Annotated in this window: 17 protein-coding genes and 1 pseudogene; all 18 read left to right on the forward strand. The window is 38.5% G+C overall.

Annotated elements, in window-relative coordinates; translation table 11 throughout:
- Positions 1 to 341 precede the first annotated feature (341 nt).
- Complete coding sequence (locus tag ACYQ21_RS10605) at positions 342 to 506, forward strand: hypothetical protein (RefSeq protein ID WP_460058401.1); 165 nt, start codon at positions 342 to 344, stop codon at positions 504 to 506.
- Positions 500 to 1123 (forward strand): annotated as a pseudogene (locus tag ACYQ21_RS10610) (UPF0236 family transposase-like protein); the annotation flags it as partial. The gene ACYQ21_RS10605 and the pseudogene ACYQ21_RS10610, both read left to right, overlap by 7 nt.
- Positions 1124 to 1507: 384 nt before the next feature.
- A complete protein-coding gene (gene guaA / locus ACYQ21_RS10615) occupies positions 1508 to 3046 on the forward strand; it encodes a glutamine-hydrolyzing GMP synthase (protein ID WP_460058416.1) in 1539 nt (512 codons plus the stop codon).
- A 196-nt stretch (positions 3047 to 3242) separates the two neighbouring features.
- Positions 3243 to 4139, forward strand: coding sequence for a hypothetical protein (locus ACYQ21_RS10620; RefSeq protein WP_460058402.1), 897 nt, complete (start codon positions 3243 to 3245; stop codon positions 4137 to 4139).
- Positions 4140 to 4154: 15 nt separating this feature from the next.
- The gene (locus ACYQ21_RS10625; RefSeq protein ID WP_460058417.1) at positions 4155 to 4463 is read left to right on the forward strand and encodes an N-6 DNA methylase; all 309 of its coding nucleotides are present in this window, start codon (positions 4155 to 4157) and stop codon (positions 4461 to 4463) included.
- Complete coding sequence (locus tag ACYQ21_RS10630; RefSeq protein WP_460058403.1) at positions 4423 to 5154, forward strand: N-6 DNA methylase; 732 nt, start codon at positions 4423 to 4425, stop codon at positions 5152 to 5154. The genes ACYQ21_RS10625 and ACYQ21_RS10630 overlap by 41 nt, the downstream gene beginning before the upstream one ends.
- Positions 5144 to 6148 (forward strand): restriction endonuclease subunit S, encoded by a 1005-nt coding sequence (locus ACYQ21_RS10635; protein ID WP_460058404.1) that lies wholly within the window; start codon positions 5144 to 5146, stop codon positions 6146 to 6148. Before ACYQ21_RS10630 ends, ACYQ21_RS10635 begins: the two co-directional genes overlap by 11 nt.
- Positions 6149 to 6557: 409 nt before the next feature.
- Complete coding sequence (locus ACYQ21_RS10640) at positions 6558 to 6863, forward strand: PadR family transcriptional regulator (protein WP_460058405.1); 306 nt, start codon at positions 6558 to 6560, stop codon at positions 6861 to 6863.
- A complete protein-coding gene (locus tag ACYQ21_RS10645) occupies positions 6823 to 7401 on the forward strand; it encodes a DUF2812 domain-containing protein (RefSeq protein WP_460058406.1) in 579 nt (192 codons plus the stop codon). The genes ACYQ21_RS10640 and ACYQ21_RS10645 overlap by 41 nt, the downstream gene beginning before the upstream one ends.
- A 161-nt stretch (positions 7402 to 7562) precedes the next feature.
- Entirely contained in the window at positions 7563 to 9485 is a 1923-nt protein-coding gene (locus ACYQ21_RS10650; protein ID WP_460058407.1) for a fructose-1,6-bisphosphatase, read from the forward strand.
- Between the two features lie 125 nt (positions 9486 to 9610).
- Positions 9611 to 10648 carry a LacI family DNA-binding transcriptional regulator gene (locus tag ACYQ21_RS10655; protein ID WP_460058408.1) on the forward strand — a complete coding sequence of 346 codons (1038 nt, stop codon included), beginning with the start codon at positions 9611 to 9613 and terminating at the stop codon, positions 10646 to 10648.
- 127 nt (positions 10649 to 10775) lie between these two features.
- On the forward strand, positions 10776 to 11954 hold the full coding sequence (locus ACYQ21_RS10660; protein ID WP_460058409.1) for a galactokinase: 1179 nt from the start codon (positions 10776 to 10778) through the stop codon (positions 11952 to 11954).
- Positions 11951 to 13429 (forward strand): UDP-glucose--hexose-1-phosphate uridylyltransferase, encoded by a 1479-nt coding sequence (galT, locus tag ACYQ21_RS10665; RefSeq protein WP_460058410.1) that lies wholly within the window; start codon positions 11951 to 11953, stop codon positions 13427 to 13429. The genes ACYQ21_RS10660 and galT overlap by 4 nt, the downstream gene beginning before the upstream one ends.
- Positions 13430 to 13615: 186 nt before the next feature.
- Positions 13616 to 15439 carry a BglG family transcription antiterminator gene (locus ACYQ21_RS10670; RefSeq protein WP_460058411.1) on the forward strand — a complete coding sequence of 608 codons (1824 nt, stop codon included), beginning with the start codon at positions 13616 to 13618 and terminating at the stop codon, positions 15437 to 15439.
- Positions 15440 to 15509: 70 nt separating this feature from the next.
- A complete protein-coding gene (locus ACYQ21_RS10675; protein ID WP_460058412.1) occupies positions 15510 to 15794 on the forward strand; it encodes a PTS sugar transporter subunit IIB in 285 nt (94 codons plus the stop codon).
- A 36-nt stretch (positions 15795 to 15830) separates the two neighbouring features.
- Positions 15831 to 17198: a PTS ascorbate transporter subunit IIC gene (locus ACYQ21_RS10680; protein ID WP_460058413.1), complete on the forward strand. Its 1368-nt coding sequence runs from the start codon at positions 15831 to 15833 to the stop codon at positions 17196 to 17198.
- A gap of 25 nt (positions 17199 to 17223) precedes the next feature.
- A complete protein-coding gene (locus tag ACYQ21_RS10685; protein ID WP_460058414.1) occupies positions 17224 to 18096 on the forward strand; it encodes a transketolase in 873 nt (290 codons plus the stop codon).
- Positions 18089 to 19057, forward strand: a complete 969-nt coding sequence (locus ACYQ21_RS10690; RefSeq protein ID WP_460058415.1) for a transketolase family protein — start codon at positions 18089 to 18091, stop codon at positions 19055 to 19057. Before ACYQ21_RS10685 ends, ACYQ21_RS10690 begins: the two co-directional genes overlap by 8 nt.
- Positions 19058 to 19299 lie beyond the last annotated feature (242 nt).

Here is a 19299-nt window from a genome sequence, read left to right on the forward strand (position 1 = left end):
GCTATCATCATTGACTTTCTTCATGTATGATTTTAGATTAGCACGGAAATTACTATAAGCTACTGCTTCCAATAAGCCACCTCTTTCTATATTTATATTGTACTGCTTTTTGTACAATAAATCAAGCAATAGCTTGTGTTTAAATTCACCTCATACTTTTCAAAACAAAGAAAAATTGCGAGAAGATTCTTGTTTTTTATAGAATTGTTATATAAGACAAACTAAATAAAGGTGGGATTATGAATGAATCAAGAACCAGTAGATGAGCGAGTTTTTATTTCAATTTTTAGGGATAAGAATTTACAGGATTTTTATAATTTGTAGAAGACTATGATAAGTATATGTATCCAATTATGAGGGGGAATGGTTGGGTACCAGTGATAACTGGTGAGCGATCGGTTAGTTTTACCTTTGGTGAGACAAGGTTTAGCAGACAAGGTTTAGCAGACGAGGGTATAAGAAAGACGGCAAATGGTGTTATCCAGTCGATGAAAAACTTGGGTTAGAAAAACATCAAAAGTGCTCAAGAGAGCTGCTTTATCATATCGCTCAGTTTTCTACGATGGTATCTTACCGAAAAGTTGTCGGCATGATCGAAGGTGTCTTTGGCGTTTTTATTAGCCATACAACTGTTGTCAATACGGTTAAGTATGTGGCAGACCTGTTTAACGAATGTGATGAATACCGCTACTATGAAGAACATGGTGAGATTGAAAAAATCAAAGTAGATGTTTTATATATTGAGGGTGATGGTGTCATGGTCAATTCAACCACTGGCGAGAAAAATAGGACAGACTTAGCGCATTTTATTGTTCATACTGGCAGTAAACAAGTTGGTAAGAAACGTTTTGAGGTACAGAATAAACGAGAAATTATCTCTAACAGTCATGCGGCAACTAGAGAACTGTTAAAAGATTTGTTAGATAGATACTATGAAGTTACGGAAGATACTTTGTTAATTACCAACTCAGACATGGGAACGGGCTATACACCGCATTTTTTCAAGGAAATCGCAAAGTTTTTAGGTGTAAAACGTCATGAGCATTTCTGGGATGTCTGGCATTTGAACAAGAAAATGAAAGAGCTACTCAAACCTTTTGACAGAGACATTTTAGATCATTAAACATGATAAAATAGCGGTTTTTAGGTATTTTTATACATTTAGCCCTTTATTTTTTGCCAAAATATGTTATACTAGAATTAACAATAAATCAAATAAAAAAAGGAACTGCGCTCACAGTTCCCCATGAATAAAGCAAACAGAACTTGCCTTACTCAGTTACTAATCTTACTAAAAAACGTGAGAATAGTCAAGACTGACGGAACAAGTCCTGACTATTCTCTTTTTTGTTGAGTTGGTTTTATAGTAAATCTCTACTTCAAGAAAATTTTTCCACTTACTGATACCAAAAATATAAATGCAAAAGGGCATTTTTTTTGGTAAAATAGATGTAATCTAATGATGTAACCACACAAAAGAAGGAGTTCTACTTTGACAACCACTGATATGCAAGAGATGCAGAAAATCATCGTCCTCGACTACGGTAGCCAGTACAATCAACTAATTACTCGCCGTATTCGTGAATTTGGCGTCTTTTCTGAGCTGAAAAGCCATAAAATGACCTTGGATGAAATCAAGGCCTACAATCCTAAAGCCATTATCATTTCAGGCGGCCCTAACTCAGTTTATGAGGATGATGCTTTTGATATTGACCCAGGCGTTTTTGAGCTTGGCGTTCCCGTTTTGGGCATCTGTTATGGTATGCAGCTCATGACTCAAAAACTTGGGGGAAAAGTAGAAGCGAACCCCGGTAATGGGGAATTTGGCCCAACTAAAATTAACCTTGATGCCACATCTAAACTGCTTGCAGGCACACCCGCTGAACAAACTGTTTTGATGAGCCATTCTGATAATGTCACTGTTCTACCAGAAGGTTTTAAAGTTGCTGCTCATACCGATAAAACACCGATTGCAGCCATTGCCAATGATGAAAAAGGACTTTATGGCGTGCAATTCCATGCTGAAACTACGCTCAGCGAATATGGTCATGACATCATTGAAAACTTCGTTAAAAAAATCGCTAAGGCATCAGGTGACTGGTCAATGGCTGGTTTCGTTGAGCAGCAAATCAAAGAAATCCGCGAAAAAGTTGGCGATAAAAAAGTCTTGCTTGGTCTTTCAGGCGGTGTGGATTCATCTGTCGTTGGCGTACTCTTACAACGTGCTATTGGTGACCAATTAACGTCTATCTTCGTTGACCATGGCTTACTACGTAAAGGTGAAGCAGAACAAGTCATGAACGACTTGGGCGGCAAATTCGGTCTTAACATCATCAAAGTAGACAGCAAAGAACGCTTCATGAGTAAATTAGCTGGTGTTGCTGACCCTGAGAAAAAACGTAAAATCATCGGGAATGAATTCATCGAAGTCTTTGATGATGAAGCCTCAAAACTTGACGGTGTTGACTTCCTTGCCCAAGGCACACTTTACACTGATGTCATCGAATCTGGGACGGACACAGCACAAACCATCAAGAGCCACCATAATGTTGGTGGCCTGCCTGAAGACATGCAGTTTGAATTGATTGAGCCATTGAACAAACTCTTCAAAGATGAAGTTCGCGAACTTGGCGAAGTCCTTGGTATGCCGCATGATTTAGTATGGCGCCAACCCTTCCCAGGTCCGGGTCTTGCTATCCGTATCATGGGCGAAATCACTGAACCACGCCTTGAAAAAGTACGTGACTCTGATTTGATTCTCCGTGAAGAAATCGCTAAAGCAGGTCTTAACGAAAAAATATGGCAATACTTTACAGTTGATACAGGCGTTAGCTCAGTTGGTGTGACAGGTGACTTCCGTAGCTATGATACAGTTATCGCCATTCGTGCCATTACATCTATCGACGGTATGACCGCTGACTTCGCTGAGATTGATTGGCAAGTCCTTGCGGAGGTTTCACGTCGTATTACTAATGAAGTTAAGGGTGTGAATCGCGTGGTGTATGACATTACCGCTAAGCCACCTGCTACAGTTGAGTGGGAATAACAGAGTAAATCGAATTGGCGTGTTTACGCCGATTTAACAACGTTTTGAAGTCGTAAAATGGTATAAATTTATTAACATCTAAATAGTTCCCCACCAAATACCCCACCAAGAATTTATCTCGGTGGGGTATATCTTAATCAGATTATTTTGGTAATGCGTGATGAAAGAGATATTTTTGAAATGAAAGGTAACATTAATGGCGAATGAAGCAACTGCAACTGACCAATTTGTAAGACGTGAAATTGAGAAATTTGGAGTGAAATATGATGAACAGGGTTCTTCCAACCCAGAAATTGCTAAAGCTCTAAAAGGTGCGAGTAAACAGGGCAAAAAAGGGGTTGGAAAACCTGAATTTGTTATGCAAATTGAAGATTATCTTTTGGTTATTGAGGATAAGCGGGATAATGATAAGCTCATTAATATTGAAAATAATAAAATTTCAAAAGATGTATTGTCTTTAAGTGGCTATGCGGTGAATGGTGCAGTGCATTATGCGCATCATATTATTCAAAAGACAGATTCTTTTGATGAAGTAATTGCGATTGGTATTACTGGCGATGAGGAATCTCACTATATCCAATCTGTACTTGTCAGTAAAACTGATGAGGAGATGACAGAAAAAATATTACCACAACTTACTGATTTACAAAAACTACATCCAGATAATATAACTGAGTGGTATGCTGTCAATGTTTTAGGTGAATTTTCAACTGAGCAAAAACAAATTTTTGAATTGCAAAGTGTCGCTAAAGAATTGCATGAAGATTTGAGAAATTATGCGTCGCTTGAGGGAGAAAATAAGGCAACGGTTATTTCTGCTATCCTTTTAGCTTTAAATGAAAAAACATTTAATTCACGTGATTTGATTGGTGATGATACTAAAAAAGATGGTATGCGGATTGTTGAAGCGATTGAAACTTATATCAATCGTGAGGGCGTTATGCCCCGACCTAAAACAGATATTCTGCTAAATAAATTTTCATTTTTAAAAACAAATGTCCGCTTGAATGAAATCAATTCTAGATTAGGGATGATCCCTCTACGTTGGTTTACAAATAAACTGAATAACAAAGTTATTCATCATTTTAGATAAAATACTAATTACGATATTTTAGGAAATTTTTATGGTGAGTTTGTCAAATATGGTGGAAGTGATGGGAATGGTTTGGGGATTGTTTTAACACCTCACCATATTACCACCCTCATGGCTGATTTGATAGATGTTTTGCCTAGTGATTATGTACTTGACCCTGCTTGTGGTAGTGGCGCTTTTCTAATCTCAGCTATGAATCGTATGATTTCAAAAACAAAAAGCGAAAATGAAATTTCACATATTAAGAGACACCAACTTTTAGGAATTGAAATGCAAGAAAAAAATGTTTACGGTTGCGACCACGAACATGATTTTGCGTGGTGATGGTAAAAGTAATTTGCAACTTGCTGATATGTTTACTGTATCAGGTCAAGAAATGCAAAAGCAAAAAGTGAATAAAATTTTGTTTAACCCACCCTATTCACAAGGCAAAACAGATAAAACATTGACTGAAATTTCTTTTATCAAGCATGCTTTAGAAATGCTCATAGTGGGCGGGAAACTTGCTGTTATTGTACCGCAATCTACAATGGTTGGTAAATCAAAAGATGAAAAAGCATACAAGAAAAAAATTCTTGAAAATCATACGCTAGAGACTGTCATTACGGCAAATAAAGACACATTTCATGGGGTTGGAACTAATCCTGTCATCGCAATTTTTGAAGCAGGAAAGCCACATCCTGATAATAAATTGGTTAAATTTATTAATTTTGAAGATGATGGTTTTATTGTCCGTAAGCATATCGGTCTAGTTGATGATGGTACAGCAGATGAAAAAAGAAAATATCTTTTTGATGTGATTGCAGGTAATATTGACGACTATACAACAAAATTTATGGTAAAATCGAGGATTCAAGCAGAGGATGAATGGTTACACAGCTTTTTCTATTTCAATGATGAAATCCCAAGTGATGAAGATTTTGAAAAGACGATTGCTGATTATTTAACCTTTCAATTTGATATGTATACACATGGTCGAGGTTATTTATTTGAGGAGGCAGAAAGTGAAAAATAAAGAGTGGAAGACATTTAGTTTAGGAGATGAAGATTATTTTAACCTTCATGCAACTGTAAATGGAATTGATAAAAATAAACTCGTTGAGAATGGAGAGAAAAAATATCCCTATATTACTAGAAGTAAAAATAATAATGGGCTGGACATGTTTGTATCAGAGCAACCACAAGATATTAATAAAGGTAATGTGATTATCATTGGACTTGATACTCAGACAGTCTTCTATCAAGAATCAGATTTCTACACAGGACAAAACGTACAGATTCTCAATAATGAGCATTTAACTAAGAACATTGCATTTTTCTTGATACCGATTATTAAAAAGCAACTTGCTGTTTTGAATTGGGGTGGAAATGGTGCAACTTTGGGACGTCTAAAGAAAAAGATGATAGTTCTCCCAGTAAAAGATGATGATACACCTGACTGGGATTTTATGGAACAATATAGTCAAGTCAAGGATACCTACAGAGTTCCTGAACCCTCTAAAATAATTGATGGAAGAGAACTGAGTGAGCTTAAATGGAAGCCTTTTTTGGTTTCAAAATATTTTGATATTGCTTCAGATGAAGACAATAACTTCTCTGAGAGATTACCGTATATTTCAGCTAAGAAAGACAATAATGGATTCAAAATTATGGCAACTAAACCTAAGAAGTTTTTTCCTAAAAATACAATAACTTGGAATAAAATTGGAGATGGTGGAGCAGGACTAGCCTACTATCATTCATATGACTATGCCATGGATAAAATAAATGTTTTATCTATAAAACCAAAATTCATAATGTCAGACCAAGTTGGAATTTTCATAACTTGTATGTTATCGCAGTATTTTGGAATATTTAATCATGGTCACACACTTTCAATTAAACGCTTTGAACATACAAAAATTATGTTACCTGTAAAAAACGGGCAGCCTGACTTTGATTTTATGGAACAATACATGAAACGTATGGAAAATAAAGTGGTCTTAAAAATAGTCAGAGAACAAGGATAAAATAGCAATTATAATGATGTTTGCGTTTGTCGTGTATACTAATGTTAGCCCTTGACTTAAACACTATACTCAGTTATACTGTATATAGTATAACTGAGTAATTGCAATTAGTGATACCGTTTATCATTAAGGGCATCTCTAAAAACTCAGATTTGCCACTTTTGGCTAAATTTTCCTATCGCGTCGTTATTGCTCTGCACCTTGCACTCGCAAGCCTTGTCGCAATGTCTAGCGCTAGAAAAATTTAGATCAAAAGTCATCAAAAGCAGTTTCTAGAGATGCCCTTAAATTTAGCAATTTATTATCTGTACGATTTGCATTGTCAAGCGAATTAATATAAGGAGGTGCTACTATAAAGAACTCACATAATGCGTTAACTGAAACAACTTTTCTTATTCTATTATCTCTGATGAATCCTAAACATGGCTATACTGTGATTCAGGAAATAAAGGAGTGGACATCTGATGAAGTTGTCCTAGCAGCTGGAACGATGTATTCTGCTTTAGAAAATTTGACCAAGAAAGGATGGATTGTATCTGTCGAAAATGACAATAAGAGGAGAAAAGTTTATGTGATAACAGAACAAGGAGAGTCGGTAATTGCCAAAGACTATAAACGCATGCTTAGGAATGTTGGATTGTATCACAAGAGGTCTATAAAAAATGGAGGAAAAGATGATGCTGAAGCTAAGGATATGGATAACATTAGAAAATGAAGAACGGTTTATCAATAAATACTCGAAAAGAGGGTATGTATTAAAGTATATTGCGCCTTTTCGATTAATGCCACCATTGGAATTTAGAGTTTATAAATTTAGCGTAGCACCAGAAGTGAATCATATTTATAGAATTGACTATCGTTCATTTGATGAGCAAGAGGATGAACAAGAGTATAAACAACTAATGCAAGACGATGGATGGCATTTCTTCAAAAATAATTATACACTTGATAACTGGTATTCAAATTACTATTGGTATCGGGAGCGTGTAAGTGGGGATGAGAATATTTATTCTGATATAGATAGCAGGTTGGAGGCAAGTAACAGGTTATTTTCACGTATTTTGATGTTTTCAGTTCTATTGCTTGGATTTCATATTATTTTCCCTATGCCATTTACAACAAATTCAAGTCCATCGTATTTGGCAAATATTATGAGAAATTGGTATCCCTTAGGACTTCTGTTGACAATCACAATCATGATATTTGGCAAATTATTTATCTTTATTCAAAGAAGGAATTCAACCTCTCCCTAAACTATCATATGGAGACTAGAACATGATAGTCAATAAGCTTATCAGATTCCTAAAAATAGTGGGTCATCCAAAATATGTTAAAAACAATTCAGCAATCTTAAAACACGTCATTTCCATGCTATAATATATTTATCAAAATCCTATCAGGAAAGAAGACAAGCATGCAAGAAAATAAATACCTTTCTTTATTAGCTGAAAAGTATGAAACCAAGGACAAAGTCGCAAGTGAGCTGATTAACTTGGAGGCAATCCTCAACTTACCAAAAGGGACAGAGCTTTATATTAGTGACATTCATGCAGAATATAAGGCTTTCAACCATATCATTCGGACAGGTGCTGGGAATATTAAAGAGAAAATTGATGCTATTTTCGGAGATGAATCACCAGAAGAAATGGACCGGCTGGCGATGCTGATTGCTTATCCGACGGATATGTTACAACGTAAGCCAAAGGATTTGGAGGCAGCCAATGAGTGGTCGAGTCAAACGATTAATCGTCTGATTAAGCTGCTACGTTTTCTGGGGACTAAATACTCTCGTTCTAAAGTTCGTAAGGCAGTTAACGAAGACTTCCGCTATTTTACGGAAGAATTAATGCTCAGTTTAGAGACGAATCAATCTGAGAAAGCGGATTATTATCAGCAGATTATTAAGCGTTTGATTGAGTTGAATCAGGCGGATAAATTTATCCGCAGTTTGTGTATGACGATTCAGCAGTTGACGGTTGACCACTTGCATGTGGTTGGGGATGTCTTTGACCGTGGTGCGGGCGCCGATAAGGTGATGGACCGTCTCATTCAGTTTCATAACGTGGATTTTCAGTGGGGCAACCATGATGTGTTGTGGATGGGGGCTTACGCTGGGAATATGGCGAGTCTTGCGACGCTGCTCAGAATTGCTGTTAAATATAACTATCTCTATGAGTTAGAAACTGCCTATTCTCTGAACTTGCGGCCATTATTCTTGTTTGCTGAGGAACATTACGAACTGAATCCAGCCTTCAAACCGACAGCACGGCCGGACGATGATTTGCTAGGGGTCGAAAATCAAGCACGCTTGACGAAAGTGCATCAGGCCTTGACCATGATTCAGTTCAAGCTAGAGGGTCAAATCATCGCGCGTCGGCCTGAGTTTGAAATGGCAGACCGTAATTTATTAGAACAGATTGACTTTGCGCACAACACCATTACCTTAAATGACAAGGAATATCCACTTGAGAACACGTGCTTTCAAACCGTCTCACTGGTTCATCCCAATGAGTTGACTGAAAGCGAGGCCTACGTCATGGCGGCGATTTTGTCGTCTCTGCAGAAATCCGAAAAATTCCAGCGTCATATGCAGTTTCTAGTCGAAAAAGGCTCGGCTTATCTTGTTTACAACCGTCATTTGCTGTACCATGGTTGCATTCCTTTGAAAAAGGATGGCACTTTTTTAGCGATGAGGATTGGCGGCGCTCTTTATTCAGGGAGAGCATTGCTTGATAAATTTGAGGAGCACATCAGGCGTGGGATTCGCCATACTGAGAGTTATGATGATTACTCGACTGATTTGATGTGGTACGCCTGGGCAGGTAAATGTTCACCTTTATTTGGTCGCTCGTCCATGACGACATTTGAGCGCTATTTTATAGCAGATAAGCGCACGCATAAGGAAGGCGAAAATCCCTACTTTGCCTATCGAGAAAGACCAGAAATGATAGAGATGATCTTGGCAGAATTTGGCTTGAATGACCCACAATCAGTTGTGATTAACGGGCATACACCAGTCAAAGTCGCAAGTGGCGAAAGTCCAATCAAAGCCAATGGGAAACTCATGGTGATAGATGGCGGTATGAGTAAAGCCTATCAGAAAACGACAGGTATCGCAGGTTATTCCCTCTTAAACGATTCCTACGGTTTTAAAATCGTGACACACGCGCCTTTCACCTCTATTGAAGAAATTTTGGCTAAGGGTAAAGGCAACGAATCCTTAAAATATTTCTTAGAAGAAAAGCCCAAACGTCGTTTGATTAAAGACACAACCATTGGCGATAAAATACGAGCTGATATTGTCGATTTGACAGATTTAATGGATTATATGACGTAAAACAGTAGAGAAGTAAGTTAAAAGCTTGCTTTTTTGTTTACTAAACGTCTATAATAAGGTAAAATAATGGTAGAAGATGACATATCAAGATGATGAAACATTAGGAAGTAAAGGAATTGTAAGCGATGGCGAGTATTAGAGAAATTGCAAAATTAGCGGGTGTTTCGCCTGCGACGGTATCAAGAGTCTTAAATGCGGATGAAACCATGAGTGTTTCACCGGCAACCCGCACCAGAATCATTAAAGTAGCCAATCAGCTTAATTATCACAAAGTAGAAAATTTAGGGCCTAAATCTCCTAAACAATCTAATAAATTATCGATTGCTGTGATTAAGACGCATTCATCCAAACGTGAAAATGATGATCCTTATTTTCGTTTGATTCAGGAAGGTATTGCACTTGAAGCGGGTAACTGGAATTTTAGACTTGAAACGCTGAAGTTAGGAGAAGTGAGCCTTGAGCAGCTTGCACAATTTGGAGCGGTCCTTACGATTGGTGCTTTTACAGATGAGACGTTAGCAGATATTTACAAGGTCAATCAGAATCTTATTGTTGTTGACAATCATTTTGCAAGCTCTCGTTATGACCTCGTTCATACTGACTTTGCCAAGCAAACAGAGCAAGTCTTGGAGTATCTTTTTGCACAAAATCATCGCCAGATTGCCTTCATTGGTGGTGAAATTGGGACGGTTGACTTGAAGGGGCAGAAGCAGCACTTGTTAGCAGATGTTAGGACTACTGCCTATGAAAATTGGATGACCATTCATAGTTTGTCAGACAATATCCAGATTAAAACAGGTGATTGGACGATGGGGTTCGCCTTAAATGCAACAAATGCCTTAATTGAAGCGTCTGGTGATCAGTTGCCAACAGCCATTATTTCCGCTAGTGATCCCATGAGTATCGGGATTTATCGGGCCTTGCAGCTGAAAAATATTGCGATTCCAGAAGCGATTTCGGTCTTTAGTTTTGATGATATCGAGATGGCAGGCTTTATGTCACCACCACTTAGTACCGTCCATATCGATAGTCTGGAGATTGGGCGAGTTGCTGTTAGACTAGCTAAAGAACGGATTTCAGATGGTCGAAAGACTGCGTTACGTGTTGAAGTTGCCTCAGAAATCATTGTACGTGATAGTATTCGAAAAAATAAACTTTTATAAATATTATCAAAGAGTTTAATCGGCTTATCGTCAGATTAAATTCTTTTTTTGTTTAAAATGTTGACAACGCTTTCACAAAGCGTTATAATCTACCTGGTAAACGTTTAGTAAAAAAGGGGAGTAGATTATGTCAACACAAGCAATGAAACAAGAAGTCACAGAAAAATTTACAGCCCTCTTTGGTGATGGTGCAAAAGCCAACTACTTCTCACCGGGTCGGATTAACCTAATCGGAGAGCATACGGATTATAATGGTGGCTATGTCTTTCCAGCAGCCATCAGCATTGGCACCTTTGGTGTCGCAAGAAAACGGACAGACAGTTTAGTCAAAGTCTATTCCCTAAATTTTGAAACAGTTGGTGTGATCGAATTTTCACTTGAAGATGAGCTGGTCAACACACCAGAAGCCAACTGGGGAAATTTTGTCAAAGGTTACTTGCTTAAGTTAAAAGAAGCAGGTCATGCTATTCAAACTGGTTTTGAGCTCGTCATTGAAGGCACGATTCCCAATGGTTCAGGCTTGTCATCATCAGCTTCTCTTGAGTTGTTGGTTGGGACAGTTGTCAATGATTTATATCATCTGGGTCTGGATAAATTAACCTTGGTCCAACTCGGTCAAAAAGTGGAAAATGAATTCATTGGCGTTAATTCTGGTATCATGGATCAATTTGCCATTGGCTTTGGTGAAATTGGCAAAGCGATTTTGTTAGATACTAAGACACTCAAATATGAACTGGTCCCTGCTGAATTTGGCGACTATAAAATTGTCATCATGAATACCAATAAACGCCGAGAATTAGCAGATTCTAAGTACAATGAACGTCGGGCCGAATGTGAAGCAGCACTCAAGCGTTTGCAAACAAAACTAGACATCACAGCACTTGGTCAATTAACACCAACAGAATTTGAAGAAAATCGAGCCTTGATTGGCGACGTGACATTAGAAAAGCGTACCAAACACGCTGTCTATGAAAACGAGAGAACAAAATTAGCCAAGGCTTACCTAGAAAATGGCGAATTAGCAGCATTTGGTCAATTACTCAACGCTTCACACGAGTCCTTGAAAAATGATTATGAAGTGACGGGTATTGAACTAGATACCTTGGCTGAAACAGCACAAGGCTTGTCAGGCGTTCTTGGCGCACGGATGACGGGTGCAGGATTTGGTGGCTGTGGTATTGCCCTTGTTGCAACATCAGAAATCGAGTCCTTTATTTCAGAAATATCAGCAACTTACCTTGAAAAAATCGGCTACGATGCCAGTTTTTACGTTGCGACAATTGCAGATGGAGCTAGAAAATTATGAACCTCTCTCAAGCAGTGATTGACTTCGCAGACCTTGCCATCAAACTAGGTGCTTACGAAGTGGCTGACCGCATTTATTTGCAAAATTTGATATTAGCTTTAATCGGTGAAGATGGTTTAGCAGAAGCGCTTCAAACCTCTGGCAATGACGACTCGCTTGCTTTATCAGACTTCCTATGTGCTGTCGCTAAAGCAAATGGTCAATTTGACGAGATAGCAGCAAATGAAGAGATTTTTCAATCTAAGTTGATGAACTTTTTGACCCCAACACCAGCTCATGTCAATCGACGGTTTAAAGAAAAATATGCCCAATCGCCAAAAGCAGCGACTGATTATTTTTTCGACTTGTCCAAGAAAAACGATTATATCAAGACACGCGCCATTGCTAAAAATGAACATTTTTACAGCGCAAGTCCTTATGGCGAACTCGAAATCACGATTAATTTATCCAAGCCTGAAAAGGATCCCAAGCAGATTGCGGCGGAAAAAAACGCCGTGCAGTCGAGTTATCCTAAGTGTTTACTCTGCATCGAAAATGAAGGCTATGCGGGCAGGCTCAACCATCCGGCACGGACTAATCATCGGATTGTGCAGCTTGACTTGGCTGGTGAAACTTTGGGCTTCCAATATTCGCCCTATGCCTATTTTAATGAACACTCGATTATTCTTGCCGAAAAGCACAGTCCGATGAAGATTTCTCAAATGACTTTTGCGCGCTTGCTGGCGATTGTTGACAGCCTACCGGCTTACTTTGCAGGGTCAAATGCTGATTTACCAATCGTTGGCGGCTCGATTCTCAGCCACGATCATTATCAAGCGGGGCGTCATGATTTTCCTATGGCTAAGGCTGAACTCAAAAGTCAGTTCACTATGTCGCATTTTCCGAAAATTCGAGCGGGCATCGTCAACTGGCCAATGAGCGTGATTCGGTTGACAGCTGATAACAGCCAAGATTTGGTGGCAGCAAGTACGTTTATCCTAGAAAAATGGCAACAGTACACTGATGAAACGGTGGCAATTGTCGCAAGGACAGCAGATGGCACCCAACATCATACAATCACACCTATCGCACGTCGCCGCGGTGCTGATTTCGAGATTGATCTCGTCTTACGTGATAATAACACGAGTGAGCAATATCCGGATGGCATTTTTCACCCACACAGTGATGTCCAGCATATCAAGCGAGAAAATATCGGCTTGATTGAAGTCATGGGACTTGCGATTTTACCTGGACGGCTGAAAACAGAGCTTGAGGCGGTCAAACGTTATATCCTTGGCGAAACCAACACCCTTGCTGCCTACCATCAACCATGGGCCGAAGCCTTGAAGCAAGGCTACCAAAATGAAGCGATAGACACTTATATGCAGGCAGCCTTAGGCCAAGTTTTCTTGACAGTGTTAGAACATGCCGGAGTTTTTAAGGACAACGCAGACGGAAATGCTGCCTTTGGCCGGTTTATTGCTGAATTAAAGTAATTGATTCGAGATAATGGAAAATAAATCATCTTTTGTTGGCATGACAAGCTAGCTAGGGCTGATTTTTTTGCTTTAAAATAAAGAACAGTACAGTCATTCTAAAATTGAGTCTAGCAATTTGAACTCAACGGTTCTTTACTTTGGAAGCGTTGTCATTTACAATTAAAGTGTGAGAAGGAGATAAAGATGATAAGGCAAGCAATCAATTTGACTGAAAATGACAGACAAGCTCTGGCAATTCTTATGATTTCAGCTGAATTAGAAGAAATTTCTGTTTACCATTTACAAGATGCGCTGTTAGTTTCTCGAGGAACTGTTTTAACAGACGTTAAGAAAATACAGAAATATGCCCAAGAAAATGGTGTTGTCCTTAAATATAGTCGACAATCTGGTTACCGTTTTTATGGTGATGAGAGACTGATTCGGCAACTCATTCAAAAAAGTATTCTTGCCTTACTTTATCAACCTACCACTAAAGAATTGATGGTGAAACTTTTAAATCAATTTTCGGATGACTTTCATTTACGCGTGATGGCAGACATTCGACAGTTCTTAAAAAATCATCGTCTAACTGTTGTACCGATCAGGATAGAAGAAACAATCTATTTCTTAGCCTTTGTGATTATTCGTTCCAGTACACACGCAATTGTACTGACTGACAAAGAAATTAGTGTCCTAAATCACTTAATCATTAAGAAAAAAGTAGCTGAATTAGTCCAGTATTTTCCTAGCGTTATCAATCAGGAGGCTGAAACAAATTACTGGGCAATGGTTTTGATGGGTATGATTCAAGCCAAAGTTCGGGAATATGGGACGGAATTTCTCTACGACTGTTCTTACGAGATTTGTCGGAAAGTTGAGCACTCGACTGGTATTGAATTTAAAGCATTTACTAATGTCGTTGACCATATTTATGCACATCTTGTGCCAGCCTATTTTCGTATTTTGGGAAAATTTACCATTCAAAATGTCTTGATTGAGCAAATTCAAAAACAGTACAATCATCTCTTTCAAATCACACACTACAGTTTGATACCCTTAGAAGAGTTACTTGGCGAAAGTTTACCAGATAGTGAAGTTGGGTATTTTACGATATTGTTTGGTGGGGAGATTGCCAATATGGCAGAACGTCCAGAAGATAAGCGATACAGAGCTTTAGTTGTTTGTCCTAGTGGGATGAGTAGTTCTTTGATCATGCGTTCAGAGTTAGCAACGCTCTTTCCAATGATTGATTTTATTGAAGCGAGTTCCTTCTTTGAATTAGATCAGATACCATCAGATGATTATGATTTAATTTTTTCGAGTGTGACATTAGAAACTCAAAAACCACTTTATGTGATACCGCCTATTTTGAGTGAAATTGATAAAGTTGAACTCTTGAGAAAGGTACAGCGGGAGTTTTTATTGCCTAGCGTGGTCGTACCGTCCGTTACTGACATACTAGAAACTATTTTACCTTATGTGACCTTAAAAGAAGGGGTGACGCAGGACAAAATAAAAAAACTAGTCACTAAAAAAATGATGAAGCAGTTAAAAAAGAAAGGTGATGAATCCCCAATGCTTTCAGAATTATTAACACCTGATAAAATTCGCTTTAACCATGAAACGCCGACGCCGAACTGGCAGGATGCGATTCATATGGCTGGAGCGCCACTTGTCCAAAATGATGATATAGAGCCGCGGTATTTAGATGCGATGGTTCAAAAAGTGCTTGATTTTGGTCCGTTTATTCATTTAGGTTTTGGGATTGCTTTACCGCATGCTAGGCCGGAGGATGGTGTCAAAGCTTTAGCCATGTCTCTATTGAAATTTTCGGAACCTGTTTATCTTTTAGATGACGACAAACATCCCATTCGTATCTTTATTTGCTTAGCGGCAGTTGACAATGAAACACATCTGCGTGCTTTGAGCAGTTTAACAAAGATATTGACAGATAAAACCGCAGTACAACGGCTTTTAGAAGCTGAAACGACAGAAGAAATTGTGACATTAATTCAAGAGGGCGAATAATCTTGCCTACGCAAGTCAAGCTTCAATATTTCACGATGTGTGAAAGTTGCAGAAAAGAAGGGAATAAAATATGAAATTAGCAGCAGTATGTGGCTCAGGATTAGGGTCAAGCTTTATGGTAGAAATGAACATCAAAACGATTTTAAAAGAATTAGGTTTAGAAGATGTGGATGTACAACATTATGATGTGGGGAGCGCAGCGCCAGAACTAGCAGATATGTTTTTTGTGGGGGGTGACTTAGCTGATAGTACAACACATTTAGGGAATGTTACGGTCTTAGATTCTATCATTGACATGGACGAATTAAGAGAAAAAGTGACAGCAGTTGTCAAAGATGCTGGTTTGCTTGCTTAGAGATGACGGATAAACTAGATTAGGAGAATAATCAACATGAAAAATGTTTTAGATGTATTAATTGATATTGCGAGTACACCCGCTATTTTAGTCGCATTTATTGCAGTTGTCGGTTTGTTACTGCAGAAAAAAGGGATTGCAGATATTATTCGAGGTGGGATTAAGACGTTTGTCGGTTTCTTGATTGTGACGGCTGGTGCAAACTTTGTTGTCTCTTCTTTGGAACCGTTTGGGATTATGTTCCAGAAAGCATTCCATGTGACTGGTGTTGTGCCAAACAATGAAGCGATTGTTGCCGTTGCCTTAGAAAAATTTGGAACTTATACGGCATTAATTATGTTAGCAGGGATGCTCTTTAACATCTTATTTGCACGGATCACGCGCTACAAATATATTTATCTGACTGGACATGCGACCTTATATATGGCTTGTATGATCGCTGTCATTCTAAGTGTTTCTGGCTTGGATGGTTTCTTGCTTGTCCTCTTTGGCGGCATCTCTTTAGGGATCGCAAATACAGTTTTCCCAGCAATTTTACAACCCTTTACCGTTCAAGTGACGAAAAACGATTCGGTCGCCTTAGCACATACGGGTAATTTCGGCTATGCCTTTTCAGCCATTATTGGCAAATATTTCGGCAATAAAGAAAAATCAACTGAAGATATTAATTTCCCTAAAGGTCTAGCATTCCTTCGTGATTCAACTGTTTCGATTACAATCACAATGGGTATTGTCTATATGATTGTTGCCATTTTTACGGGGAATGACTACGTGACAAAAGAATTGTCTGGTGGCACAAACTATATCGTCTATGCCTTGCAACAAGCAGGTAGCTTTGCAGCGGGTGTCTTTATTATCCTAGCTGGTGTTCGCTTGATTTTGGCAGAAATTGTACCTGCCTTCAAAGGTATCTCGGAAAAACTAGTACCGAATGCCAAACCAGCACTAGATTGCCCGATTGTTTTCCCTTATGCACCAAACGCTGTATTAATTGGTTTCTTCTCATCATTTGTTGGCGGTATTCTTTCGCTCATTATTATGGCAGTGACTGGTTTACCGATTATCATTCCAGGCGTCGTACCGCATTTCTTCTGCGGTGCAACTGCAGGTGTCTATGGTAATGCGACTGGTGGCGTGAGAGGAGCAGTGCTTGGCTCATTTTTACAAGGTATTTTAATTAGTTTCATGCCGATTTTCCTCATGCCTGTTATGGGTGACTTAGGTTTTGCTGGCTCTACATTCTCTGATACTGACTATGGTGTTGTCGGTCTTTTACTTGGTAACATGGCAAATGGTGGTGGCAAGATGCTTGTGATGATTGGCATTTTAGTCGTATTAGGACTTGTTTTAGTTGTAAGCAAAGTGACAACAGTTCGTGTTGCTAAAAAATCAACAGAAGCATAAGACAGATGTCATTCAAGGAGAAAAAATGAAAAAAGATGATAGACCAGAATTAAGTGACTTAGAAAATTTACGAGATAAAATTCGATTAGAGACACTTAAAATGCTAGGACATATGGGCTATGGTCACCTAGGTGGCTCGATGTCTATTGTTGAGTTGTTAGCTGTCCTTTATGGTAAGCAGATGGTGATAGACCCAAATCATCCAAATTGGGAAGGTCGAGATAGACTTGTCTTGTCTAAAGGTCATGCTGGTCCTACTTTGTACGCAACCTTAGCCATACAAGGATTTTTCCCACAAGACTGGTTATTGACACTGAATGAAGGTGGTACGCATTTACCCAGTCATCCAGACCGCTTGAAAATCCCAGGTGTAGATGCCACAACAGGCTCTCTCGGTCAAGGCACATCTATTGCTGCCGGAATGGCGACAGGTCTGAAATTATCCGGAAGTGACGCCTATACCTATCTCATTGTCGGAGATGGTGAATTAAACGAAGGACAGTGTTGGGAAGCCTTTCAATATATTGCACACAATAAACTGAACCGCTGTATTGTCTTTATTGATGATAATAAGAAACAACTTGATGGCTACACTGCTGATATTCTGAATCCTTTCGATATTCAGAAAAAAATGGAGAGTTTTGGTTTTATCACGTTAAAAGTTAAAGGCGATGACTTGAAAGCTATCGATGATGCGATTAATTTCTTAAAAGACCAAAAAGATAGTGCTGTTGCCATTGTCCTAGATACGGTAAAAGCTCAAGGTGTACCATTCTTCGAAAAAGTTGAGGATAATCATTCTGTTAAATTTGGTCTTGCTAATTATCAAGAAGAGTTGGATAAAGCTATCACCACCTTAGAAGAACAAGTTGTTAAAGGGGGAGGAAGTCATGCTTAATCAAGTTAAACGAGATAGAACAAAAATGGGTCAAGAACTTCGCGCTGTATTTGTTGCAACATTAGACGAGTTAATGACTAAAAATCAAAAAGTGATAGCTTTAGAGGCAGACCTTGGCAGTGCGAGTGGTTTTGCAAACCTGACGCAAAAACATAGTCAACAACTCATTAATGTCGGCATTTCTGAGGCAAATATGATGGGGGTTGCGAGTGGTCTTAGTTTAACTGGGCACATTCCTTTCTGTCATACTTTTGCACCTTTTGCGACACGACGAGCTTTTGACCAGCTATTCATTTCTGGTGGCTATGCGCAGACGACAATTAATATTTTTGGCTCTGACCCAGGATTTGCTGTCGGACCAAATGGTGGCACACATACATCATGGGAAGATGTTGCTTTGATGCGCATGATTCCAAACAGTATCGTTTGTGATCCAGCAGATGGTGTTCAGTTAGCATGGTTGATTCGTGAATTATCAGATAAAGCAGGTATTCATTACATCCGTGCCAATCGTAAAGCTGTTCGCGAGGTTTATGATACAGATGCAAGATTTGAATTGGGTAAAGGCAATATCCTCAAACAAGGAAACCATATCGCTTTATTTGCATCAGGACAACTCGTCAGTGAAACGTTAGATATTGCTGATGAATTAGCATTAAAAGAGATAGATGTGACAGTCGTAGATATGTTTACGATTAAACCACTTGATAGCAATTTAGTGATTGAACTTTCTAAAACGCATGACTTGATGATTAGTATTGAAAACCATTCAGTCACAGGCGGTCTTGGAAGTGCAATTGCTGATGTCATAGCAGAAACCGGTCTTAATGCTAAACTTTTAAAAATTGGCGTTAACGAAAGGTTTGGTCAAGTTGGTAGTCCTGACTACTTACAAGATGAATTTGGTCTATCAAAAGCAAAAATGCAAGCAAAGATTTTAGACTTTATAGATAAAGCTTAAAAAAATCTTTCACAATATTATCAATTTCCGAACGATAAACGTATATTTTTTAAGGATATACGTTTTTTGCTATCAAAAACCGTTAAAAATCGTTAAAATTAACTTATCAACTAATAATTAAGTCTAGTGGTAATAAGTCAAGTAAGACTTGTAAATTTATTTTACAAGATTTATGAAACTAAGGTACACTAAATAAGCCTACGAAAAATTCATTTTTTCGCAAGTGCTATCAAGGACTTGTG

The sequence above is a fragment of the Pseudolactococcus yaeyamensis genome (assembly GCF_054658615.1).